This window comes from Neorhizobium tunisiense (assembly GCF_039631515.1).
Classification (GTDB): Bacteria; Pseudomonadota; Alphaproteobacteria; order Rhizobiales; family Rhizobiaceae; genus Neorhizobium.
Genome location: NZ_JBDIUU010000012.1, coordinates 108,824 through 131,158 on the forward strand (window position 1 = coordinate 108,824; position 22,335 = coordinate 131,158).

A 22,335-nucleotide genomic window follows, 5' to 3' on the forward strand; every position below is an offset into this window, starting at 1 on the left:
CCTGGCAACCCGCCAAAATGAAAAGCCCGGCGCAGTTCTCTGCGCCGGGCTTCTTCATCTCAGGTCATTGGTCTTTTCGCCTGCCTCCCGCTTCGGCGGAATGCCGCGGAGCGGGAATGGCACTGTCGCCCGATCGGGGCGCAGGAGGAGAGGAATGGGTCGGCGCAGAACCGGCCAACCGTCAGGCTCCTGCCGGAAGAGCAGTCCGTAGCGGGAAAAGACGATCGCCATGATGACCGAAAACCAGGCGCCGAAGGAGAGACCGGCAATCACGTCGCTCGGATAATGCGCCGCGACGATGACGCGCGAAAAACCGATCCAGAGGCTCATGACCAGAAAGAACAGGCGGTAGCGGGGAGCGAGCAGCGCCAGCGCCATCAGGAATGCTCCGACCGTGGTTGCGTGGCCGGAAGGAAAGCTCTCGAACCGGGAGCCGGAAAAGGGGTTGAGACCGTAAAAGCCCCATTGCTCGTAAAGCCCCGGCCGGGCTCGCCCGATGATACGCTTCACCAGGTTGACAAGAAGGCCTGAACCGGCAACGGCCACAAAGATATAAGCCGCGATATGGCTGACCAGCATCGCTTGGAAACGGGCTCTCAGGCCGGGCGTCAGCCGGATGACCGCCAGCGCCTCGAAGAAGAGGATGGCAGTTGCGAAAAGGATCCACCCGGATGTGCCGAAATCGGTGATGGCCTTGCCGAGCGGCAAGAGCACATTCGGCGTATGGGCAGCATAGAAACCAACCGGCGCATCGAGCAGGAAAAAGGCGATCAGGATCAGGTTGATCGTGATAACCGCAAAGGACAGCCATCGGGGCGACGGAGGCCCGGGTGGACGGCGATATCGCCGATGTTTCAGTTTTTCGATTGTCCGTTTCATCGGCCTCTGTCCGTGGCGCGGGATCGATCCCGCGCGGCTTCTTCCCATAGATTCCGCAATATGGGTAGCGGGATGCCGAGCGCCAAATGTCGAGGTGCCTTTCCGCCGCGACGGAAAGGCACCGATCAGTGTGTCAGGCGGAAAGGTTGACGAATTCCTTGAGGATCGCATCGCCCATCTCGGCGGTGCCGACCTTGCGGGCGCCTTCGGCCATGATGTCGCCGGTGCGGATGCCCTGATCGAGCACGTTGGCGATCGCCTTCTCGAGGTTGTCGGCTTCCGTGACCATGTTGAAGGAGTAACGCAGGCACATGGCAAACGAGGCGATCATGGCGATCGGGTTGGCAACGCCGGTGCCGGCGATATCCGGCGCCGAACCGTGCACCGGCTCGTAAAGCGCCTTGCGCTTGCCGGTCTTGGCGTCGGGTGCACCGAGCGATGCGGAGGGCAGCATGCCGAGCGAGCCGGTCAGCATGGCCGCGACGTCCGACAGCATGTCGCCAAACAGGTTGTCGGTGACGATCACGTCGAACTGCTTTGGCGCGCGCACGAGCTGCATGCCGCCGGCATCGGCCAGCATGTGTTCCAGCTTGACGTCGGAATACTTTTCCTTGTGTGTCGCCGTCACGACTTGGTTCCACAGCACGCCGGACTTCATGACGTTGCGTTTTTCCATCGAGCAGACGGCGTTCTTGCGGGTACGGGCAAGCTCGAAGGCGACGCCGGCGATGCGCTCGATTTCATAGGTATCGTAGACCTGCGTATCGATGCCGCGCTTCTGGCCGTTGCCGAGATCGACGATTTCCTTCGGCTCGCCGAAATAGACGCCGCCGGTCAATTCGCGGACGATCAGGATATCGAGGCCTTCGACCAGTTCCGGCTTCAGGGAGGAAGCGGAGGCGAGTGCGGGGTAGCAGATGGCGGGGCGCAGGTTGGCGAACAGCTCCATGTCCTTGCGCAGGCGCAGCAGGCCGGCTTCCGGGCGCACTTCGTAAGGAACGTCGTCCCACTTCGGACCGCCCACCGCGCCGAAAAGCACCGCGTCCGCGGCCATCGCCTTGGCCATGTCCTCTTCGGAAATGGCGGCGCCATGAGCATCATAAGCGCAGCCGCCGACCAGGCCTTCGTCGAGCACGAAATCGGCCTTCATGGCGCTGTTCATATGGGCGATGATCTTGCGGACTTCGCCCATGGCCTCGGGGCCGATGCCGTCGCCGGGAAGGAGGAAGAGGTTCTTTGCCATATCGTTTTCGTATCCTTGCGGGTTTCGCAGGCTCGCGTCCTCCCGCGCGGGATTTCCGCGCCTGGCATAACCTCGTCCGAGCCTGCCAAAGGACGAGGCTGGAAAGGTTTTAAGGACTGCCGGCGCCGATGCGGGCGGTCACTTCGATCTCGATCTTCATTTCGGGCGTGGTGAGGCCGCAGACGACCATGGTCGCCGCCGGCCGGATCTCGGAGAAAGTCTCGCCGAGAACCTGGACGATCGCATCGTAATCGGCCATGTCGGTGAGGTAGTAGCGCACCCGCACGACGTCCTTAAGGCCGCTGCCGGCCTCCTTCAGCGCCTTCTCGATCGTGCCGAGCGTATTGCGCGTCTGGGCTGCCGCGTCGTTGGGCATTTCCATCCTGGCATAGTCGTAGCCGGTGGTGCCGGAGACATAGACCATGTCGCCATCCACCACTGCGCGCGAATAGCCGATCCGCGCTTCGAAGGGCGATCCGGAGGAAATCCGCTTGACCATCAGGATGCTCCGGAAATCAGAGCCAGGGGCGAGCGGCTCGGTTGTTGTTTTCGAAAGCGCTGATGGCAGCATCGCTCTTCAGCGTCGAGGCAATGTCGTCGAGGCCTTCGAGCATGATGTGGCGACGGCCGGGATCGATGTCGAAATGGATCGAGCCGCCATCCGGACCGGTAATTTCCTGGGCTTCCAGGTCGATCGAGAGGATGGCGTTCGAGCCGCGCTCGGCATCGTCCATCAGCTTTTCAAGATCTTCCGGGGAAACGACGATCGGCAGGATGCCGTTCTTGAAACAGTTATTGTAGAAAATGTCGGCGAAGCTGGTCGAGATGACGCAGCGGATGCCGAAATCGAGAAGTGCCCACGGCGCGTGTTCGCGCGAGGAACCGCAGCCGAAATTGTCGCCCGCAACCAGGATCTTGGCGTTGCGATAGGCCGGCTTGTTCAGCACGAAATCAGGATTTTCAGAACCGTCGTCCTTGTAGCGGGCTTCCGAGAAGAGACCCTTGCCAAGACCGGTACGCTTGATGGTCTTGAGGTAATCTTTCGGAATGATCATGTCCGTGTCAATGTTGATGACCGGCAGCGGCGCTGCAACGCCGGTGAGCTTGGTGAATTTTTCCATGATCTGCCTCCACGTGGACTTATCTGCGGAAGCTGCCATAAAGCAAATCGACGCGGATTTGAAGGGCTGTTTGGCGTGAACTGGTACGCCAAGGCGCCGGAAACCGGCGCATTCGTCTGTCTATCGCTTCGAAACGATCAAAGATCGATGATCGTGCCGCGGCCGTCGTTCCAGACGCGCATCTCGCGTTTGTTCGCCTTGGCCCGCACCGGAACCGGCTTCAGCCGCGCCGAAAGCGCCCGCCCGATGGACAGAACTGCAAGAATGCCGGCAAAGGCGACGGTCAGCGAAGCCGTCAGAAGCGCTGCCATGGCGAGCACGGCAATGGCCGATATGATGACGAAGAATACGCGGATGTTTTGCATGGTATATACCTTTCTCATCAAGGAATGTGGCGCCTTGCGCCCTTTCTTGCAAGGGGCTTTGGGCATGCAGTATTGCCGCAGACCAAAAAGATTGGCACAAAGCGGCGATGACCGCCTTGACCGATATCAAACTTGCCTCCGTTCACCTTCGTCGCTCGATCCTGAGCGTGCCGGCCGGCAATACAAGGGCATTGGAAAAGGTGCATGGGCTCGATTGCGACGCGGTGATCTTCGACCTGGAAGATTCGGTTGCGCCGGAAAAGAAGGGCGAGGCCCGCGGCAACCTGCGCCGGCTGTTTACGGAAAACCCGCTCAAGGACAGGGAAACGATCATCCGCATCAACCCGCTCGAAACCGAGTTCGGCAAGGCGGACATGGATCTTGTCACCGAGGTTTGCCCTGACGTGGTACTGATCCCCAAGGTCGAGCACATGTCGCAGGTCCAGGCGGTGGCGGATATCCTTTCCGAGGCCGGGGTCCCGGACAGCCTTGCCATCTGGGCGATGATCGAAACGCCGAAGGGCGTACTGAATGCGCCGGCGATTGCCCCTGTCGACGAGCGGCTCCAGTGTTTCGTGGTCGGCCTCAACGACCTGCGCAAGGAGACAGGCGTGCTGCCCCAGCCGGGCCGCGTCTATCTGGTGCCGTGGCTGATGCAGATCGTGCTCGCCGGCCGCGCCCATGGCATCGACGTGATCGACAGCGTCTTCAACGATTTCAAGGATCCGGAAGCCTTTGAAGCGGAATGTGCCCAAGGCCGCGCCATGGGTTTTTCCGGCAAGATGCTGATCCATCCGGCCCAGATCGAGCCTGCCAACCGGCATTTCGGGCCGGATCCCCGGGCCGTGGAAGAGGCTGAAGCGGTGATCGCCGCCTTCGCGGAACCGCAAGCGCAACATCTCAACGTCATCAACCTCAACGGCAAAATGGTCGAAAGGCTGCACCTGGTGGAGGCCGAAAAACTTGCCGCCACGGCCCGGGTCATTGCTGCAAGAAAGAGAACGCCATGAAACTGTATCGCTTCCTCACCGGTCCCGACGATGCCTCCTTCTGCCACAAGGTGACGGCGGCGCTGAACAAGGGCTGGGAGCTGTCAGGCTCGCCGACCTATGCCTTCAACGCCACGACCGGCGAGATGCAGTGCGGCCAGGCGGTGACGAAAACCGTTCACGGCAAGGAATACGATCCCGAAATGAAGCTCGGCGAGCAATAAGCTACAGCCAGAGGATCAGCGCTGGGCTGCTTCCTCGGCGCTCGCCTCGATGCGCTCCATGTCGTCGTCGCTGAGGCCGAAATGGTGGCCGATCTCGTGGATCAGCACATGGGTGATGATATCGCCCAGGGTTTCCTCGTTTTCCGCCCAGTAGTCCAGGATCGGCCGGCGATAAAGCCGGATGCGGTTCGGCAGTTCGCCCGTTTCCATGTTGAACCGCTCGGAAATGCCGCGGCCTTCGAAAAGGCCGAGCAGGTCGAAGGGTGTCTCGAGTGCCATGTCCTCGAAAACGTCGTCGTCCGGAAAATCCTCGATCTCGATCGTCAGGTTGGCGGTGAGAGCCCGGAATTCCTCCGGTAAATGACCATAGGCCTCGATCGCCAACGACTCGAATGCGCTGATCGTCGGCGCGTGGCGATCCTGCCAATCGTCGGTCTGGTCGATGCGGGCCATAGGCTCTCCTTCTGATCAGGCCCATATAGTACCTTGCGCGATATTTTTCGAGTGAAGAATCATCGGCCTACCCTCCAAGGAAAAGATTCCCAGGATTTGGCTGTTGACTCTTTCGGGCAGCTCTGGAATCCATAAGAACATAAAGAGAACATATACAGATGGAGCTGACGCCATGGCCGAGCACGCCACGGCGCAGGAGACGCTTTTTGCCCTGCGCGAACAGATCGCCAGACTGGAAGGAAAATCTCTGCCGGCGCTTGCCGCGGCGGAACAGGCGGACTCGGCTGCCGATCCGGAGGGCAGGAAATCCAGGGACAAGCCACCCCGTCTGCCGTTCGGCATAACAACGATGGAGACCGCATTGGAAGGGGGCCTGCCGCTCGACGGCATCACGGAAATCCGTTCTCACTTGACGGGGGATGCCGGGGCAGCAAGCGGCTTTGCTCTCTCGCTGGCGTCTCACCTCAAAGCGAGACAGCCGAGCGAGGCGCCGCTTCTCTGGATCTGTGATGTCCTCTCCATGCAGGAGGCCGGAATTCCCTATTCCATCGGTCTCAAACAATTCGGATTGAGCCAACGGGATATTCTTTACGCCTCGCCACGCAAGCTGGACGATGCCCTGTGGCTTGCGGAAACCGCATTGGCGAGCGGGGCTCTTGTCGCCGTTATTCTCGAAATCCGGGGGAACCCCAAGCATTTCGGGCTCACTGAAAGCCGCAGGCTGGGTCTCAGGGCAAAGGCGGCGGGGCGGCCGCTCTTTGTATTACGGCATGCGGGAGAAGAGGAGGCGAGCAGCGCCTCGTTCCGCTTTCTTGTCGAACCGGCCCCGGCGGCTCCCCGGCATCTTCCGAATGGATCCGTGCTTGGCGGCAGCATCGGTCATCCCGTTTTTAAACTCACCCTGGAGAAGAGCCGCAATCCGGCTCCGCTGTCCTTGCTTCTGGAGTGGAACCCCCATGACCGTCAATTTTCCCTCGGCCGAGACGCAGGAGAGGCTTTTTCTTTCCGCAACCCGCCAGCGCATCCTGGCGCTCGTTTTCCCGCATCTGCCGACCGACAGGATCGCGCGCCGGCTCTGGGGACTGTCATGGCGTTCGAAAGAGCGTCCTGAACATCCGCCGATCCTCTGTGCCGGCCGGCGGGAAAACGCCATGCGGCTCACAGCGCTCGATGAGGTGTCCGAACGCCTCGGGCTGAAGCGCGGGCAGGGGTTGGCTGAGGCGCGCGCCATGTTTCCGAAGATCGACGTGGTGGACGAAGATGGCGCCGCGGACCAGAACCTTCTCGAGGCAATCGCCGATTGGTGCGATCGTTATACCCCGCTGGTGGCGCTGGACGGCCGTGAAGGCCTGTTTCTCGACATCACCGGCTGTGCCCACCTCTTCGGCGGCGAGGAAGCCCTACTGAAGGATATTCTTGGCCGGCTTCTGCAGATGGGCTTCGATGTCAAAGGAGCGATCTCCTCGTCGCCGGGCCTCTCATGGGCGGCCTGCCGCTTCGGCCGCGGCGGCGTGATCGCCGATCAGGTGACGGAGGAGGTGCTGGCGCCTCTGCCGGTCAACGCCCTGCGCATCGATGAGGTCACTGTTGCATCGCTCTACAAGCTCGGACTGAAAAGGATCGGGGACCTTCTGCCCATGCCGCGTGCGCCTTTGGCCCGCCGTTTCGGCACGCATCTGTTGCTTCGTCTGGATCAGGCGCTCGGGAACAATGAAGAGGCCATTTCGCCTCGCCGTCCTGTGGCGGCCCTTTCCGCCGAGCGGCGACTCGCCGAACCGATCCAGGCTGAAGAACATATTCTGCAGTTGACCGGCCAGATTGCCATTTCGTTGAAATCGGAACTGGAAGCGCGCGGTGTCGGCGGGCGGGTTTTTGAACTGGTTCTTTTTCGGGTCGATGGCCGGGTGTTTCGCATCGCGGCCGGTGCCTCTCAGCCGCTGCAGGATTCGAAACGAATCTCGTCGCTGTTTTCCGAGCGCCTGAACGCCGTGCACGATGATCTCGATGCCGGCTTTGGTTTCGAGCTCCTGCGCCTCAACGTGCTGCAATACGATGTCTTCACGATTTCCCAGGGTGATTTCACCGGCAATGGCAATGGCGAAATCTCGCTTGCCGATTTTGTCGATCGGGTTTCGGCCCGGCTCGGGGCTGACTGTCTGCAGGTCGCCGAACCAAAACAGAGCCATGTGCCGGAGCGTGCGGAAGTGTTCGTCCCGGCGATTGCAGCAAGGATCGTCCGGGAAAAAACCGAGGAGCTTTTCGCCTTCGTGCCGAGAAGCGACCGGCCTTTGCGGCTCTTTCGTCATCCGGAACTCGTTGAAGCTTTTGCGGCAACGGTGCCGGATGGGCCTCCCCAGCGTTTCCGCTGGCGCCGCATCGTCCACAAGGTCATTCGTGCCGAGGGACCGGAGCGGATTTCGCCGGAATGGTGGCATGACGAGGAGGATGCGGAGGAACGCGATTATTTCCGGTTGGAAAGCGAGGCGGGCCGCCGCTTCTGGGTTTTCCGCGCGGGCCATTACGTCGCCGGCAAAACCGCGCCGACCTGGCGCGTGCACGGGATTTTCGCATGACCGATGCTCCCGCCTTTTTCGAGATCGGCGCCAAGACCAATTTCTCCTTCCTGGAGGGAGCGGCCAAGCCTGAGGAGATGATCATCGCGGCCAGCGTGTCCGGCTTGTCCGGTCTTGGTATCGCCGACAGGAATTCCGTTGCCGGCGTGGTGAGGGCGCATAGCCAAGTCAGAAACATGAAGGAAACATACGAACTTCAGCAGAAGCCGGGCAAAAAGAAAGACGAGGAAGCGGCCATCCTCCCTTGCGCGTTTCATCCGGGAGCGCGGCTCGTTTTTTCCGACAAGACGCCTGATATTCTCGCCTATCCGCAGAACCGGAAGGGCTGGGCCAATCTCTGCCGCCTGCTGAGCCGGGGGAAACTCAGGGCAGACAAGGGGGCCTGCATTCTGGAAGAGTGGGATCTTCTGGAATGGTGCGACGAGATGATGCTGGCGGTCGTGCCGGATTTTTCTCGCTTGGAAGACTCGGTTTATCAGCAGCACCTGGGAGACTGTCTCAGTGAATACAGAGAACGGTTTCGCAAGAATATCTATCTGGCTCTGGCGCCGACCTATGATGGTCGCGATGCCCTTGTCTTTGACTCGCTTGCCCAGATCGCCGCAGGCAATCGAGTGCCTCTGATTGCGACCAATTTGCCCCTTTTCCATCTCCCCTATCGGCGATCCCTATCGGATGTGGTCACGGCAATCCGCGAACACGTGACGGTCCAGGAAGCCGGTTTCCGGCTCGCACCGAATGGAGAACGGTATATCAAACAAGCCGCCGAAATGGTGCGGCTGTTCCGTGCCTATCCGGACGCGATCGCCAATACGAAAAAGTTCTTCGGCCAGCTGAAATTTTCCCTTGATGAACTCAGCCATAACTATCCCGACGAAAGCGTGCCGGGCGAGACGGTGTCCGAAACTCTGGAACGGTTGACGTGGGAGGGGGCAAGGCGCCGATACCCCGACAAGATCGAGGAAAAGGTTTCGAACCAGATCAGGTATGAACTCGAGCTGATCAAGGAGATGGAATACGAGCCTTATTTTCTGACGGTACGCCATATCGTCTGGCACGCCCGGTACGAGCTGGAAATCCTCTGCCAGGGACGCGGCTCGGCCGCCAATTCCACAGTCTGTTACTGCCTTGGCATTACCGAAGTCGATCCAACATTCACGACACTTCTTTTTGAAAGGTTCATTTCGACGGAGCGGAACGAGCCGCCTGATATCGACGTCGATTTCGAGCATGCGCGGCGGGAAGAGATCATCCAATACATCTATCAGCATTACGGCTATCGCCATGCCGGGTTGACCGCGGCTGTGACCAGCTATCGAACGCGTATGGCAGGGCGCGAGGTGGCCAAGGCTTTCGGTCTTTCCGAAGATGTGCAATCGGCGCTTTCGAGTACTGTCTGGGGCTGGTCGGAAGAGGGGCTTTCGGAGCGGGAGGCAAAGGTCGCAGGTCTTGATGTGGAGGACAAAACGACACTCAGGGTGATTGCCCATGCGAAGGAACTCATGGGTTTTCCGCGCCATCTCACCCAGCATGTCGGCGGGTTCCTGATTACACGCGACCGGCTGGATGAAGTCGTGCCGATCATGAAAACGGCGATGCCTGGCCGTTACATGGTCGAGTGGGACAAGGACGACCTCGACACGCTGAAGCTCTTGAAGATCGACGTGCTGGCGCTCGGCATGCTGACCTGCCTCAAGAAGGCATTCGAACTTATGAAGCAGCATTACAATCGAGAAGAGACGTTGGCTGGTTTGCTTCAGGATAAACAGGCTGATGTCTATGACATGATCTGCCGTGCCGACACGATCGGCGTATTCCAGATCGAAAGCCGGGCTCAGATGAGCATGCTGCCGCGTCTAAGGCCCCGGGAGTTCTATGATCTTGTCGTTGAGGTGGCGATCGTTCGACCGGGACCGATCCAGGGGAACATGGTCCATCCTTATCTGAAGCGGCGAGAGGCCTTACGGAACAATCAGCCTATCGAATACCCCGGCCCTAAATTGGAAGAAGTCCTTAAGCGGACGCTGGGAGTGCCGCTTTTTCAGGAGCAGGCAATGCAGATCGCCATTACTGGAGCCGGTTTTTCACCAGCGAAAGCGGATAAACTGCGCCGATCGATGGCCACCTTCAAACGTTCCGGAAGAGTGGAAGAATTCAGGCGTGATTTCATTAAGGGGATGCTGAAGAACGAGTACCCACGAGAATTCGCAGAAAGCTGCTTCAGCCAGATCGAGGGTTTTGCCGAATACGGGTTTCCGGAAAGCCATGCGGCTTCATTCGCCTTGCTTGTCTATGCCTCTTCCTGGATCAAGGCCTATTATCCGGATGTCTTCTGCACGGCGATGTTGAATTCCCAGCCCATGGGTTTTTATGCGCCAGCGCAGCTCGTTCGCGATGCGCGGGAGCATGGCGTCAAAATCCTTCCCGTCGATATCAATCACTCGGATTGGGATTGCACTTTGGAGGCGACTGCCTTCGACAGGAATGCGATCGATCAGCGTCACGGATCCATGCGGGATGTCATCAGGACCGAGCGGGCCGTGCGGCTTGGATTTCGGCAGGTCAAGGGCCTTGCCGAGAAAGACATGGTCGAGAAGCTTATTGCTTACCGAGGAGATGGCTATACCTCGATCCATGATCTCTGGCAGCGGTCTGGCCTCGACAAGTCGGATATCGAGCGGCTCGCGGATGCCGATGTCTTCAATTCCGTGGGGCTCAGTCGTCGCGAGGCGCTCTGGACGGTCAGGGGGCTCGATGCCAGGAGGGCTGCCGAGAAACTGCCTCTGTTCGAAATGGCCGATCGCATGAATCTGAGGCCCGAGGCAAAAGTGGAGCTTCCCGAAATGCTGCCCGGTGAACAGGTGGTCGAGGATTATCGCTATCTCTCGCTTTCGCTGAAGGCGCATCCGGTCTCTTTCCTGCGGGAGGAATTCAAGATGATGGGGATTACCCGTAGCATCGATCTCCTGACGGTCCCGAATGGGCAGAGGGTCACTATCGGCGGAATCGTTCTCGTCCGGCAACGGCCGGGTTCCGCCAAGGGCGTCATCTTTATGACGCTGGAAGACGAGACTGGCGTCGCCAACGCAATTGTGTGGTCAAAAATTTTCGAACGTTACAGGCCGGTCGTCATGGGCGCGCGACTGGTGAAGATCCGGGGGAGACTGCAAAGCCAGAGTGGTGTCATCCATACCGTGGTCGAGCATATCGAGGATATTACACCGATGCTGGGTTTGCTGCAGAAGGAGGCGAGGCGGCTCGGGGTGTCGGCCCGTTCCGACGAGGTGTTGCAGTCCAGCGGTGATCATCGGCAGAAGAGGCGTTCCAATGGAATGGAGGAACGAGACAGCAAGTCCGCAAAAGAGGCTTGGCCTCGTCATTCCTATGCAGCCGGTCCGGGCAGCGTCATGCCCAAAGGCCGTAACTTCCACTAATTGCCAGCAGGAATTGGCCGAAGGAGGAGGCTCCGGGTATGGCAGGCTCACTTAAGAAATGACGCATATGCGTCGATTTTTTCTTGACATCCCCTATCCGCTTTCGCAAAAAGAAGATGTTACAGGTCATGTTTGGCAGGTCGACAGAGAATGCTGGTTTGCAGTTGCAATTACATTACCGACAGGGAAATCAAGGACGTCATCACGCAGCTCCTTGATGACGACTGTTGGCAGCTTATCGTACCGTCAAAGGTCTATCATGCCATGGCCAAACGCGGCCGCTGCTGCGGCTGCTTTCCGGGCGTCGTCGATCTGATCATCCGCACAACCGAGGAATATCACGCCGCGCACCACTCGACGGAAGACGAGGTGGTCGTATATATGTCCCGCTTGAGACAATTCCATGAGGAAAACAGGAGAGCGGACATTGAAAGGCGACTCAAAGGTCATCGAGCGGCTTAACGAGGCACTTTTTCTCGAGCTGGGCGCAGTCAACCAGTACTGGCTGCATTATCGACTGCTGGACGATTGGGGCTTCAAGAAGCTCGCAAAGAAAGAGCGCGCGGAGTCGATCGAAGAAATGCATCATGCCGATCGTCTCATCGATCGCATCATCTTTCTCGAAGGCCACCCCAACCTGCAGACGCTTGCCCCGCTGCGCATCGGCCAGAACGTCAAGGAAGTCCTCGAGGCCGATCTTGCCGGCGAATATGATGCCCGCACGGCCTACAAGGCTTCCCGCGATATCTGTCACGCGGCTGGCGACTACGTCTCGATGAAGCTCTTCGAAGAGCTTCTGATGGACGAGGAAGGCCATATCGACTTCCTTGAAACCCAACTCGATCTCTTGGCGAAGATCGGCGAAGAGCGTTACGGCCTCCTGAACGCGGAATCTGCCGACTCTGCCGAATAATTGGCTGTACCTGAACACGCAAAACCCGGCGAAGCATCCGCTCCGCCGGGTTTTTCATTTCAGTCCACGAACCGGTCACATGACAGCCGGCTGAGCCGGATGCAAGCTCCCCGCCGGTCAGAGCCGTTCGGTTGCCGCCTTGGCCAGGTGCGTAAACTCCGCGACGACCTGATCGTAGACGGCGCGCTTGAAGGGCACGATCAGGCCGGGAAGGTCGGCCATGGGCTTCCATTCCCAGGCATCGAATTCCGGTGCGTGTCCGCCCGGCGGCGGGTTGATGGCAATCTCGCTTTCGTCGCCATCGAACCGGAAGGCGAACCAGCGCTGGGTCTGGCCGCGATATTTTCCCTTCAGGCCGATGCCGATCAGATGCGCCGGCAGATCGTAATTGATCCAATCGTCCGCCTCGGCGAGCAAGGTGACGGAGCGCATCCCCGTTTCCTCGTAAAGTTCGCGATAGGCGGCGGGAAGCGGCTCTTCGCCCTTGTCGATACCGCCCTGCGGCATCTGCCAGAGCTGTGGCGAACCGTCAAATTCGCTATTGCCATCGCTGATACGCCGGCCGGCCCACACAAGGCCTGCGTGGTTCAAGACCATGATGCCGACGCAACGGCGATAGGGAAGTTCCTCGGCGACGACCGAACGCTTGTCTTTTTTGCTCATGGATAACTCCGATCGATTACGGTCCGACGCTTTCGCTCGCGAGCGACGAGACGCCGACAATCTCGATACCGCGCTGCGAGACTTCCTCGCTCCATTGCCTTATCGCATCGATGCTCTCGTCGAAAGCCGAGGCGATGCCGATCGCCGTTCCCTTGCGCCCGGCGATGCGCTCCAGTTCGTCAAGCTTCTTGAGGATGGCGTCCTTCTGCAACTGCCCATCAAGCGTCAGATCACCGAAGGCATGGGGCAATTCGATCGCCTTGGCGACGATCGCAGTCTTGGACTGCGCGGACGTCCCGTCATCGAGGAAAAGCAGCCCGCGTTTGGAAATGTCGCGCAGGACCGGCTCCAATACGCCGGCATCCGACAGATAGCGGCCGCCGAGATAGTTCATGATGCCGGTATAATTGGTAATCTCGCCCATGGCCTGGTGAAGGCGGCCGAGATTGTCCTTCGCTGACATCCTGGTCAGCAGGGTCCCCGGACCTGGATCGTTTGCCGGGTAATCGAATGGTTCAAAGGGTACCTGGATCAGGATTTCGTGGCCGGCGCGACGGGCTTCCTGCATCCAGCGCTGAAGGCTGTTGCCGCTGACCGCGAAGGCGAGCGTCACCGTCGGCGGCAGGTCGCGGATCGCCCGCTGGGTGCCCGTCTGGCTGAGGCCAAGACCGCCGACGACGATCGCGATTCGGGTTCCGCGTGCGCCGGACCAGGGCCGCGCATACTGATCCATCGGCCGCTGCCCGCCAGGTCCGACAATGGGCAGCCGGCCATGGGGCGAATCTTCCAGCAGCGCATCGTTGGGCTGGGCTGCCATACGCGGGTCCTGGCCGATCCGCTGGGTGCCGATCATCACCGGTCCGCTGCCGTCGCGTGATCGCGGCGTGTACTTGGTGACGACCGAGCCGTCATCGGTGAGCGTCCGCTCGATATTGGCCCCGGAACCGGGATCGGAACGAGGCATGCCGGCGGATTGCTGCGGTGCTGCATTCTGGCCGGATCTTGCGGGAGGTTGGACTTGTTCCGGCTTGGAGGCGGGCGGCGCGTTGGAAGCAGTTTGCTTCAGGGCATCATCACCGCGCATGGCGTAGAGCGAAAGCCCCAGGATGCCGGCAACTGAAAGCATCGCCAAAACAATCGCGAGAGAAAACCTTCGCTTCCGTCGCCGAGCGGCCGGCCGGTTCTGTCCGAGCGGTGCATGGAGATCGGTGCCCAAGGTCTGTTCCGCGTTTCTTCTGCAGATACGAAGAACCGGCCAGCGCGGCGTCTTTTCAACGCGTCACGCTGGCCGGCCCGATGATGTCTTTACTTCTTGATCGTTGCGGCTGCGGCCTTGTCCGGGCTCGGCGGGAAGGACGGATCCTTCTTCACGCCGCGGAAGAGATCGAGCGCATAGTTGAGCTGGATGTCGTCCTTGGCTTCCGGCGGCACGTAGGCTGCGGAACCGGAACCTTCGTCGGTTTCGGCAGCACCCTGGATGTGGCCGCGCAGGCTGGATTCACCCTCAGCCCTGATCTTGCCCTGCAGTTCGGGCGGCAGCGGCTGGTCGACCTTGATGTCCGGCTGGATGCCGGTGCCCTGGATCGACTTGCCCGACGGCGTGTAATAGAGCGCGGTGGTCAGACGCAGCGCGCCGGCATCGCCGAGCGGGATGATTGTCTGAACCGAACCCTTGCCGAAGGAGCGCGTGCCGAGAACCGTGGCGCGGCGCAGATCCTGGAGCGCACCGGCGACGATTTCCGAAGCAGAAGCCGAGCCGCCGTTGACGAGCACGATGACCGGCTTGCCGTCGGTCAAATCGCCCGGGCTGGCGTTGAAGCGGCGGGTCTCGTCGGCATTGCGGCCACGGGTCGAAACCACTTCGCCACGTTCCAGGAAGGCGTCGGAAACGTTGATTGCCTGGTCGAGCAGGCCGCCCGGGTTGAGGCGCAGATCGAGTACGTAGCCCTTCAGCTTGTCGGCCGGGACATCCGCCTTGATCTTCTTGATCGCCTTTTCGAGGTCGTCATAGGTCTTCTCGGTAAAGGAAATGACGCGGACATAACCGACATCGCCGCCTTCGACGCGGGACTTCACGGCGCGGACCGCGATGATGTCGCGTACCACGGTGATGTCGAGCGGCTTATCGGCGCCCTGGCGGATGATCGTCAGCTTGATCGGGGTGTTGACGCCGCCGCGCATCTTCTCGACGGCTTCTTCGAGCTTCAGGCCGCGCACCGGCGCGCCGTCGATCTCGGAGATGAAATCGCCTGCCAGAATGCCGGCCTTGGAAGCGGGCGTATCGTCGATCGGCGCGATGACCTTGACGAGTTCGTTCTCCATCGTCACTTCGATGCCGAGGCCGCCGAATTCGCCACGCGTCTGCGTGCGCATGTCTTCAGCATCCTTGGCATTCATGAAGCTCGAATGGGGATCGAGCGAGGTCAGCATGCCGTTGATGGCGTTCTCGACCAGCTTTTCCTCATCCGGCGGCGTCACGTACTGGGCGCGGACCCGTTCGAACACATCGCCGAAGATCGACAGTTCCCGGTAGGTCGAAGGGCCGGCGGCCTGCGCCGGCACACCGGCCGAATAAATCACGCTCATCGCGGTCGCACCCAAGAGTGCACCGACGATGACAAGAGAAGCCCTACGAATCATTTCGTGCCCTTCCAGTTTCTTTCGAGGTCCACCACGGTTTGGAATCGACCGGTGTGCCATCTTTTCGGAATTCAATGTAAAGCGTTGGACGGTCTGTTTCCAGCGCCAATGCAGTTGCGCTTGCCACTCTTTTCTCACCCATCACCGCAATGGGCTCGCCTGCGAAAACGAACTTGCCCTGCCGTGCATTCACAACGTCCATGCCGGTCAGAACCAGATGGTATCCGTCTCCGGCATTGAGGATGATCATCTGTCCGTAACTCCGGAAGGCTCCGGCGAAAACCACCAGGCCATCAGCCGGCGCCGTCACCACGGCACCCGCATTCGAAGCAACGGTTATGCCTCTCGCCGAATGCCCCGTCCCGTCGGAATCGCCGAACCACCGCAATACATCTCCGGCAACCGGAAGCTCCAGTTTCTGCCTGAGGCTTGAAAACGCGTATGCGGGCGCAATGCGGTTTTTGTCGGGCACGCCGCTCTGGGCAAGCTGCTTTGCCTTTTCACGCTCGGCGTCGGACATCATACGCTGGCGCTCTTCCTCGGCGCGTGCCCGGTCGATCGCCTCACGCACCGAGGCGATCTCGCCCTCGAACGACTGGATAAGGTTCTCGAGCGTGGTGGCGCGGCCGGCAAGCTCCTCGGAGCGGTGGCGCTCGGCGTCGAGATCGGCCGCGTTGCGCTTGTTCAGCTTTTCGTTTTCCGCGAGCAGGAGGGCCATGCGCCGGTCCTCTTCGAGGCTCGCGGCAATGGTGTTGGAGACGGTGGTCTTCTCGGTCATCGCCAAAGCCTGCAGAGAGGCCAGAGACTGGAGGTCGGCAACGAGCTTGTCCGCCTCGTGGCGCATGCCGGGAACGACGGCGCCGAGCAGGATCGCGCTGCGAACCGAGGCGAGCGCATCATCGGGCGTCACCAGAAGTGCCGGAGGAGGATTGCGGCCCATGCGCTGCAGGGCTGCGAGCACTTCGGCCAGCACGGCGCGGCGGCCGCGCAGGGAGGTGCGGATACCGTCTTCCTTGAGCTTCAGCCCGGTTATCTTCTTCTCGCTGTCGAGGATCCTGGTTTCCAGGCTTCTTCGGCGGGCGGCCGAATCGATCAGCGCCTGGCGGACATCGGCGGTGTTCTTCCTGATGTCGGCGATGTTCTTCTCGATCGCGGCGGCCCTGTCGCCGGAAATCTTTATGCTCTTGGTCAGAACTTCGAGCTCGCCGCGGGTTTCGTTGCGCCGGCGCTGCAGGTCGGCAGTCGGATCGACTGCGGCGGCCGGCGCTGCCTGAGGGGAAACGTTCTGGGCGCGGGCGGTATTGGAGATCTGGAAGGGCGGGACCAGCGCGAAACCGAGGGCCGCCGCCAGAAGCAGCGCGCGCCGGTACGATGTGATCCTGATTGTCCGCATTCCCGCTCCGCTATTCGCCGGATCGAGAAAACTTAAGCTGATTTGCCCGACGAGGCCACAAACAACATCGTGTTTGAAGGTAAACGATCGTTTAAGCTCTGTGATAGGGATGGCCCGAAAGAATGGTAACGGCGCGGTAGAGCTGTTCGGCGATCAGGATGCGCACCAGTTGGTGCGGCCAGGTCATGGAACCGAGGTTGAGCACCATATCGGCCCGCTCACGGAGTTCGGGGTCGAGACCGTCGGCTCCGCCGATCGCCAGCATCATGTCGCGTTTGCCGTTGTCGCGGTATCGGCCGATCATGCCGGCAAAGGCTTCGCTGTCGAGCGCCTTGCCGCGTTCGTCGAGAAGAATGAGGACTGCGCCTTCGGCAAGCGCCTTTTCGAGCGCGGCCGCTTCCTCGCGCTTGCGCGTGTCGGCATTCGCCGCTCGGCTCTCCTGGACCTCGATCAGCTTCGACAATTCCAGACCCACCGCCGGGCCAGCCTTGGCAAAGCGGTCGAGATAACGGGACGCAAGATCCTTTTCCGGTCCGGTCTTCAGCCGTCCCACGGCGAAAAGGCTTATTCGCATGTCCTGATCCGTTGAATTTTACGGCCGAAAATCCCTTCCGGCGGCGGGTTGGCACCCAGCCGCATGATTTCGACCTCAGTCCGACGGTTCAGGAGTTGCCCGAACGCGTCAGTGCAGCAGCGTGCCTTCCTCGATATCCGGCGTCGCCCACATCTTTTCGATGTTGTAGAACGCGCGGATTTCCGGACGGAACACGTGGACGATGATGTCGCCGGTGTCAATGAGCACCCAGTCACCCGTCTCCTGTCCTTCGACGCGGGCGGTTCCAAGCCCCTCGTCCTTCAGATCGGAAATCAGGTGATCGCTGATGGCCATGACATGCCGGTTCGATCGTCCGGAGACAACGACCATGTAGTCTCCGAGCGCTGATTTTCCAGCAATGTTGATGGTGACGATGTCTTCAGCTTTGGAGTCCTCGAGACTTGCGAGGACCAGTTCGAGAGCACGGGCGGCAGCATCGGCGCCACGTTCCAGGCTCTGCGGGAGAACGGAGGCCGTCCTGCCCTTGGCGTGTACTGTTGTCAGGGTTTGTCCTTTCATCCGGGTAACAGCAACAGGCACTTGAAGCGAATCCGATTCACGCTCGGCCGCTGCATTTAAGGTGGCATCGAATTCTTAATCTTTCAAGAGAGCGTCCTAAAAGGTGATAGAAAGATGTAGACCCTTTTCGTCGCATTGGTGGCCCGCGTTAATCGGATTTCTGTCCGTTTGCGGCGCGGATCGCCGTCGAACTGAGGGCCGAACGCGGCCCGTGGATGAAGGTCCAGGCCGGTGCGCGTCGTTTCCAGAGCGTGCCCGCGTCATCTTCGTCCACACGGGCGTAATCGAAAGTGCGGGCCATTTTCGACGACAGGAACGAGAGTGTCGCTCCCGGCCGATCGATGACGGCGATCGGGAAGGTCGAGGCGATCGTCTGCCATTTCTGCCAGTGGTGGAAGGTCTTCAGGCTGTCGGCGCCCATCACCCAGACGAAATGCACAAGCGGGTTCCTGGCCTTCACGAAGGCCAGCGTATCGGCGGTATAGGATCCGCCGAGCGTCTTTTCGAAAGCGGTGATCTTGATGCGTGGATCGTCGATCAGCTTCTCGCTCATCGCGAGCCGGTCGTCGAGCGAAGCAAGTTCGGAGCGGCTTTTCAGCGGGTTGCCGGGGGTCACCATCCACCAGAGCTGGTCGAGACCGAGCCGGCGAAGCGCGATCTCGGCGACCAGAAGGTGACCCTCATGCGGGGGATTGAACGAACCGCCGAACAGGCCGACGGCCATGCCCCGTTCGGCATGCGGCATGACCAGATATCGGCGGTCGATCGTTTCTTCCGTCACGCGCGATCAGGGCCGGATCTGGCCGGTGCCGTGCACCCGGTATTTGAACGAGGTCAGCTGCTCCACGCCCACGGGACCGCGGGCATGCATCTTGCCGGTCGAGATGCCGATCTCGCCGCCCATGCCGAACTCGCCGCCATCGGCGAACTGGGTGGAGGCGTTGTGCAGCAGGATCGCCGAATCGAGCTCGTTGAAGAAACGAGACACGACTTCCGGATCCTGGGCGATCACCGCCTCCGTGTGGTTGGACGAATAGGTGTTTATGTGGCGGATGGCGCCGGAAATGCCGTCGACGATCGCAACCGAGATCACCGCGTCGAGATATTCGGTGCGCCAGTCCTCTTCCGTCGCAGGCTTGAAGCCGGGAAACACCTTGAGAACGGCGGCGGAAGCGCGGATTTCGCAACCGGCTTCCGTCAGCGCTTCGAGGATCGGCATCAGATGCGTGCCGATCCCGGCGCTGTCGATCAGCAAGGTTTCGGCCGCGCCACAGACGCCGGTACGGCGCATCTTGGCGTTGACGATGATCTTTTTCGCCATTTCGAGGTCTGCGGAGGCATCCACGTAGATATGGCAGAGGCCTTCGAGATGGGCGAAAACCGGCACGCGTGCCTCGTTCTGGACACGCGCGACGAGGCTCTTGCCGCCGCGCGGCACGATGACGTCAATCGCGCCGTTAAGGCCAGACAGCATGGCGCCGACGGCGGCGCGGTCGGTGGTGGGCACGATCTGGATCGCGTGTTCCGGCAGCCCCGCAGCTTTCAGGCCGGCCACGAGGCAATCGTGGATCGTTTCTGATGACCGGGCCGAATCCGATCCGCCGCGCAGGATCACGGCATTGCCGGCCTTGAGGCAGAGTGCCCCTGCATCGGCGGTGACATTCGGGCGGCTTTCATAGATGACGCCGATGACGCCGAGCGGCGTGCGGACGCGTTCGATATGGAGGCCGTTCGGGCGGTCCCAGGCGGCGATGACTTCGCCGACCGGATCCTTGAACTCGGCGATCTCGCGCAGAGCCTGCGCCATGCCGGCGATCGACTTTTCGGTCAGCGTCAGCCGGTCGATGAACGACGGCAGCAGGCCCTTGCCCTCGACGCCCTTCAGGTCGGCGGCATTGGCGGCAAGGATCCTGTCTTCTGCGGCAAGGATCGCATCCGCCATGGCGTTCAGCGCCTTGTTCTTCGCTTCGGTCGAGGCCGTCGCAAGCTGGCGGGCCGCCGACTTGGCGTTCCGGCCAATTTGGTCCATCACAGCGGCGACGTCGCCCGTTTTCGCAACCATATCAAGCATGGGCGGCATCCTCCTTGCGATCTTCTTTTTTGGCTTTCCGCTTCGCTGGCCCGGTCATCACAAGGTCGTCGCGATGGACCATGGCGGCGCGGCCGGCATAACCGAGGATCGCCTCGATTTCGCCGGACTTGCGTCCGGTGATCTGACGGGCTTCTTCGGCGTCGTAGCTCACCAGACCTCGGGCGATTTCACGCCCATCATGACCGACGATCGCGACCGTATCGCCACGATGGAAATTGCCTTCGATGCGGCGCACCCCGGCAGGTAAAAGGCTTTTACCGGTGCCGAGCGCGTTTTCGGCGCCCTCATCGACGAAGAGTTCGCCGGCCGGCTGAAGCTGCCCGGCAATCCATGTCTTTCGTGCAGTGACCGGCGTTCCCGACGGTGCGAACCAAGAGGAGCGGGTGCCCTGCTCGATGGCGCGCAAAGGGTGATCCGTCTTGCCGGAGGCGATGATCATCGCGCAACCAGCGCCGGTGGCGATCTTGCCGGCGTCGATCTTCGTGCGCATGCCTCCGCGCGACAGTTCGGACGCCGCGCCGCCGGCCATCGCCTCTATCTCCGGCGTGATCGCGGGGACGAGTTCCAGGAATTTTGCGTCGGGGTCGAGATGCGGCGGGGCGGTGTAGAGGCCGTCGATATCGGACAGGAGCACGAGCAGATCGGCGCTGGTCATGGTGGCGACGCGGGCGGCAAGGCGATCGTTATCGCCATAGCGGATTTCGGTCGTGGCGACCGTATCGTTCTCGTTGATGATCGGCACGGCGCCGATCTTCAGAAGCTGGTTGATGGTGGCGCGGGCATTCAGGTAACGGCGGCGCTCTTCCGTGTCGCCCAGCGTCAGCAGGATCTGGCCAGCCACGATGCCATCGCGGGAAAGACTTTCCGACCAGGCACGGGCAAGTGCGATCTGCCCGACGGCCGCAGCCGCCTGGCTCTCTTCGAGCTTCAGCGCGCCCGAGGGCAGGTCGAGTACGGTGCGGCCCATGGCGATCGCGCCCGAAGACACGACGAGCACGTCGATGCCTCTCGCCTTCAATGCGGCGATATCGGCGCAGATGGCGTCGAGCCATTGCGACTTCAGGCCCGTCTTGCGGTCGACGAGCAGCGCCGAGCCGATCTTGATGACGATGCGGCGATGGCTGGCGAGCGGTTTGCGGACTGCCGTCATGCGTCCTCGTCCTCATCGAAATCCTGGATGGGGGTGGAGCGATCGGGCAGCGCGGTCTCGTTGACGCCGCTTGCCTCGACGATCACGTCGCGCAGCGCGCGCAGGACCTCGGTCATACCCTTGCCGGTAACGGCGGAGATCAGGAACGGGGTCTGGCCGCTGGCCTTTTCCAATTCCTTCGCCTTTTTCTTCAGCTCCTTGTCGTCGAGCACGTCGATCTGCGACAGCGCCACGATGACCGGTTTGTCGATCAGGCCGCCGCCATAGGCTTCGAGCTCGTGCTTCACCGTCTTGTAGGACTTGCCGACCTTTTCCTCGACGGCGGAAACCAGATGCAGCAGCACGCGGGTGCGCTCGACATGGCCCAAAAACCGGTCGCCGATGCCGACGCCCTCATGGGCACCTTCGATCAGGCCCGGAATATCGGCCAGCACGAATTCCCGGCCGTCGATCGTGGCGACGCCGAGATTGGGATGCAGCGTCGTGAACGGGTAGTTGGCAATCTTCGGACGGGCGCGGGTGACGCTCGCCAGGAAGGTCGACTTGCCGGCATTCGGCATTCCGACGAGGCCGGCATCGGCAATCAGCTTCAGCCGCAGCCAGATGGTCTTTTCCTCGCCTTCGAGACCTGGGTTGGCCCAGTTCGGCGCCTGGTTGGTCGCACTCTTGAAATGAGTGTTGCCGAAACCGCCATTGCCGCCCTTGGCGAGCCGGAACCTCTGGCCTTCGCGGGTCAGGTCGATGATCAGCGTTTCGTTGTCTTCCTCGAAGATCTGGGTGCCGACCGGCACTTTCAACGTCACGTCGCCGCCATTGGCGCCGGTGCGGTTGCGGCCCATGCCATGGGTGCCGGTCTGGCCCTTGAAATGCTGCTGGAAGCGGAAATCGATGAGCGTATTGAGACCATTGACGGCCTCCACCCAGACATCGCCGCCACGCCCGCCGTCACCGCCATCAGGTCCGCCGAACTCGACGAACTTTTCCCGCCGGAACGAGACCGCGCCCGCGCCGCCGTCGCCGGAGCGGATATAGACTTTTGCCTCGTCGAGAAATTTCATCTTGTCGCCGTCAGTCTTGTGTTAGTCGGGA

22 protein-coding genes and 1 pseudogene are annotated in these 22,335 nt (G+C 60.9%); 7 read left to right on the forward strand and 16 right to left on the reverse strand.

Annotated elements, in window-relative coordinates:
• Positions 1-54: 54 nt before the first annotated feature.
• From lpxE to ABCW43_RS27500, 5 genes are all read right to left on the reverse strand, one after another.
• Positions 55-879: a lipid A 1-phosphatase LpxE gene (gene lpxE / locus ABCW43_RS27480; protein ID WP_345930459.1), complete on the reverse strand. Its 825-nt coding sequence runs from the start codon at positions 877-879 to the stop codon at positions 55-57.
• A gap of 133 nt (positions 880-1,012) precedes the next feature.
• Positions 1,013-2,122 (reverse strand): 3-isopropylmalate dehydrogenase, encoded by a 1,110-nt coding sequence (leuB, locus tag ABCW43_RS27485; RefSeq protein ID WP_345930462.1) that lies wholly within the window; start codon positions 2,120-2,122, stop codon positions 1,013-1,015.
• Between the two features lie 109 nt (positions 2,123-2,231).
• On the reverse strand, positions 2,232-2,621 hold the full coding sequence (locus tag ABCW43_RS27490) for a RidA family protein (protein WP_345930463.1): 390 nt from the start codon (positions 2,619-2,621) through the stop codon (positions 2,232-2,234).
• A gap of 16 nt (positions 2,622-2,637) precedes the next feature.
• A complete protein-coding gene (gene leuD, locus ABCW43_RS27495) occupies positions 2,638-3,243 on the reverse strand; it encodes a 3-isopropylmalate dehydratase small subunit (RefSeq protein WP_210013478.1) in 606 nt (201 codons plus the stop codon).
• 137 nt (positions 3,244-3,380) lie between these two features.
• On the reverse strand, positions 3,381-3,608 hold the full coding sequence (locus ABCW43_RS27500; protein ID WP_345930464.1) for a hypothetical protein: 228 nt from the start codon (positions 3,606-3,608) through the stop codon (positions 3,381-3,383).
• A gap of 107 nt (positions 3,609-3,715) precedes the next feature.
• Between ABCW43_RS27500 and ABCW43_RS27505 the strand changes: the two genes are divergently transcribed.
• Both ABCW43_RS27505 and ABCW43_RS27510 read left to right on the forward strand, forming a co-directional pair.
• Positions 3,716-4,618 carry an HpcH/HpaI aldolase/citrate lyase family protein gene (locus tag ABCW43_RS27505; protein WP_345930465.1) on the forward strand — a complete coding sequence of 301 codons (903 nt, stop codon included), beginning with the start codon at positions 3,716-3,718 and terminating at the stop codon, positions 4,616-4,618.
• A complete protein-coding gene (locus ABCW43_RS27510) occupies positions 4,615-4,821 on the forward strand; it encodes a DUF1737 domain-containing protein (RefSeq protein WP_345930466.1) in 207 nt (68 codons plus the stop codon). Before ABCW43_RS27505 ends, ABCW43_RS27510 begins: the two co-directional genes overlap by 4 nt.
• A gap of 15 nt (positions 4,822-4,836) precedes the next feature.
• On the opposite strand, the gene ABCW43_RS27515 is transcribed toward ABCW43_RS27510, so the two are convergent.
• A complete protein-coding gene (locus tag ABCW43_RS27515) occupies positions 4,837-5,274 on the reverse strand; it encodes a metallopeptidase family protein (RefSeq protein WP_345930468.1) in 438 nt (145 codons plus the stop codon).
• A 172-nt stretch (positions 5,275-5,446) separates the two neighbouring features.
• On the opposite strand from ABCW43_RS27515, the gene ABCW43_RS27520 reads away from it, so the two are divergent.
• From ABCW43_RS27520 to bfr, 5 genes and pseudogenes are all read left to right on the forward strand, one after another.
• The gene (locus tag ABCW43_RS27520; RefSeq protein ID WP_345930607.1) at positions 5,447-6,385 is read left to right on the forward strand and encodes an ImuA family protein; all 939 of its coding nucleotides are present in this window, start codon (positions 5,447-5,449) and stop codon (positions 6,383-6,385) included.
• 40 nt (positions 6,386-6,425) lie between these two features.
• Positions 6,426-7,847, forward strand: a complete 1,422-nt coding sequence (locus tag ABCW43_RS27525) for a Y-family DNA polymerase (RefSeq protein WP_445739015.1) — start codon at positions 6,426-6,428, stop codon at positions 7,845-7,847.
• Entirely contained in the window at positions 7,844-11,281 is a 3,438-nt protein-coding gene (locus ABCW43_RS27530) for an error-prone DNA polymerase (RefSeq protein ID WP_345930470.1), read from the forward strand. Before ABCW43_RS27525 ends, ABCW43_RS27530 begins: the two co-directional genes overlap by 4 nt.
• A gap of 58 nt (positions 11,282-11,339) precedes the next feature.
• Positions 11,340-11,743: pseudogene (locus ABCW43_RS27535) on the forward strand ((2Fe-2S)-binding protein).
• Complete coding sequence (gene bfr, locus ABCW43_RS27540; RefSeq protein ID WP_007764418.1) at positions 11,709-12,194, forward strand: bacterioferritin; 486 nt, start codon at positions 11,709-11,711, stop codon at positions 12,192-12,194. Before ABCW43_RS27535 ends, bfr begins: the two are co-directional and overlap by 35 nt.
• 117 nt (positions 12,195-12,311) lie before the next feature.
• Here the strand turns inward: bfr and ABCW43_RS27545 are convergent, their stop codons facing one another.
• The 10 genes from ABCW43_RS27545 to obgE form a co-directional block, all read right to left on the reverse strand.
• Complete coding sequence (locus ABCW43_RS27545) at positions 12,312-12,857, reverse strand: RNA pyrophosphohydrolase (RefSeq protein ID WP_345930474.1); 546 nt, start codon at positions 12,855-12,857, stop codon at positions 12,312-12,314.
• Between the two features lie 16 nt (positions 12,858-12,873).
• Positions 12,874-14,073, reverse strand: coding sequence for a divergent polysaccharide deacetylase family protein (locus ABCW43_RS27550; RefSeq protein WP_345930476.1), 1,200 nt, complete (start codon positions 14,071-14,073; stop codon positions 12,874-12,876).
• An 89-nt stretch (positions 14,074-14,162) separates the two neighbouring features.
• Positions 14,163-15,497, reverse strand: coding sequence for a S41 family peptidase (locus tag ABCW43_RS27555; protein WP_345930478.1), 1,335 nt, complete (start codon positions 15,495-15,497; stop codon positions 14,163-14,165).
• Positions 15,487-16,890, reverse strand: coding sequence for a murein hydrolase activator EnvC family protein (locus tag ABCW43_RS27560; protein ID WP_345930480.1), 1,404 nt, complete (start codon positions 16,888-16,890; stop codon positions 15,487-15,489). Before ABCW43_RS27560 ends, ABCW43_RS27555 begins: the two co-directional genes overlap by 11 nt.
• Positions 16,891-16,981: 91 nt before the next feature.
• Positions 16,982-17,464 carry a 23S rRNA (pseudouridine(1915)-N(3))-methyltransferase RlmH gene (gene rlmH, locus ABCW43_RS27565; protein WP_345930482.1) on the reverse strand — a complete coding sequence of 161 codons (483 nt, stop codon included), beginning with the start codon at positions 17,462-17,464 and terminating at the stop codon, positions 16,982-16,984.
• A 108-nt stretch (positions 17,465-17,572) separates the two neighbouring features.
• Positions 17,573-18,004 carry a ribosome silencing factor gene (gene rsfS, locus ABCW43_RS27570; protein WP_345930484.1) on the reverse strand — a complete coding sequence of 144 codons (432 nt, stop codon included), beginning with the start codon at positions 18,002-18,004 and terminating at the stop codon, positions 17,573-17,575.
• Positions 18,005-18,152: 148 nt separating this feature from the next.
• Positions 18,153-18,749, reverse strand: coding sequence for a nicotinate-nucleotide adenylyltransferase (locus ABCW43_RS27575; protein ID WP_445739016.1), 597 nt, complete (start codon positions 18,747-18,749; stop codon positions 18,153-18,155).
• A 42-nt stretch (positions 18,750-18,791) separates the two neighbouring features.
• Complete coding sequence (locus ABCW43_RS27580) at positions 18,792-20,075, reverse strand: glutamate-5-semialdehyde dehydrogenase (protein WP_345930488.1); 1,284 nt, start codon at positions 20,073-20,075, stop codon at positions 18,792-18,794.
• Positions 20,068-21,246 carry a glutamate 5-kinase gene (gene proB, locus ABCW43_RS27585; protein WP_345930490.1) on the reverse strand — a complete coding sequence of 393 codons (1,179 nt, stop codon included), beginning with the start codon at positions 21,244-21,246 and terminating at the stop codon, positions 20,068-20,070. The genes ABCW43_RS27580 and proB overlap by 8 nt, the downstream gene beginning before the upstream one ends.
• Entirely contained in the window at positions 21,243-22,304 is a 1,062-nt protein-coding gene (obgE, locus tag ABCW43_RS27590) for a GTPase ObgE (RefSeq protein ID WP_345930492.1), read from the reverse strand. The genes proB and obgE overlap by 4 nt, the downstream gene beginning before the upstream one ends.
• Between the last annotated feature and the right edge of the window lie 31 nt (positions 22,305-22,335).

Bases quoted from the DNA above. Each gene is read 5' to 3' on its own strand.
- ABCW43_RS27490 (WP_345930463.1), bottom strand. From the start codon at position 2,621: ATGGTCAAGCGGATTTCCTCCGGATCGCCCTTCGAAGCGCGGATCGGC.
- leuD (WP_210013478.1), bottom strand. From the start codon at position 3,243: ATGGAAAAATTCACCAAGCTCACCGGCGTTGCAGCGCCGCTGCCGGTC.
- ABCW43_RS27575 (WP_445739016.1), bottom strand. From the start codon at position 18,749: ATGCCGCATGCCGAACGGGGCATGGCCGTCGGCCTGTTCGGCGGTTCG.
- ABCW43_RS27500 (WP_345930464.1), bottom strand. From the start codon at position 3,608: ATGCAAAACATCCGCGTATTCTTCGTCATCATATCGGCCATTGCCGTG.
- ABCW43_RS27505 (WP_345930465.1), top strand. From the start codon at position 3,716: ATGACCGCCTTGACCGATATCAAACTTGCCTCCGTTCACCTTCGTCGC.
- leuB (WP_345930462.1), bottom strand. From the start codon at position 2,122: ATGGCAAAGAACCTCTTCCTCCTTCCCGGCGACGGCATCGGCCCCGAG.
- ABCW43_RS27510 (WP_345930466.1), top strand. From the start codon at position 4,615: ATGAAACTGTATCGCTTCCTCACCGGTCCCGACGATGCCTCCTTCTGC.
- ABCW43_RS27520 (WP_345930607.1), top strand. From the start codon at position 5,447: ATGGCCGAGCACGCCACGGCGCAGGAGACGCTTTTTGCCCTGCGCGAA.
- ABCW43_RS27545 (WP_345930474.1), bottom strand. From the start codon at position 12,857: ATGAGCAAAAAAGACAAGCGTTCGGTCGTCGCCGAGGAACTTCCCTAT.
- ABCW43_RS27560 (WP_345930480.1), bottom strand. From the start codon at position 16,890: ATGCGGACAATCAGGATCACATCGTACCGGCGCGCGCTGCTTCTGGCG.
- ABCW43_RS27525 (WP_445739015.1), top strand. From the start codon at position 6,426: ATGCGGCTCACAGCGCTCGATGAGGTGTCCGAACGCCTCGGGCTGAAG.
- rsfS (WP_345930484.1), bottom strand. From the start codon at position 18,004: ATGAAAGGACAAACCCTGACAACAGTACACGCCAAGGGCAGGACGGCC.
- obgE (WP_345930492.1), bottom strand. From the start codon at position 22,304: ATGAAATTTCTCGACGAGGCAAAAGTCTATATCCGCTCCGGCGACGGC.
- rlmH (WP_345930482.1), bottom strand. From the start codon at position 17,464: ATGCGAATAAGCCTTTTCGCCGTGGGACGGCTGAAGACCGGACCGGAA.
- ABCW43_RS27515 (WP_345930468.1), bottom strand. From the start codon at position 5,274: ATGGCCCGCATCGACCAGACCGACGATTGGCAGGATCGCCACGCGCCG.
- ABCW43_RS27530 (WP_345930470.1), top strand. From the start codon at position 7,844: ATGACCGATGCTCCCGCCTTTTTCGAGATCGGCGCCAAGACCAATTTC.
- proB (WP_345930490.1), bottom strand. From the start codon at position 21,246: ATGACGGCAGTCCGCAAACCGCTCGCCAGCCATCGCCGCATCGTCATC.
- ABCW43_RS27555 (WP_345930478.1), bottom strand. From the start codon at position 15,497: ATGATTCGTAGGGCTTCTCTTGTCATCGTCGGTGCACTCTTGGGTGCG.
- lpxE (WP_345930459.1), bottom strand. From the start codon at position 879: ATGAAACGGACAATCGAAAAACTGAAACATCGGCGATATCGCCGTCCA.
- ABCW43_RS27580 (WP_345930488.1), bottom strand. From the start codon at position 20,075: ATGCTTGATATGGTTGCGAAAACGGGCGACGTCGCCGCTGTGATGGAC.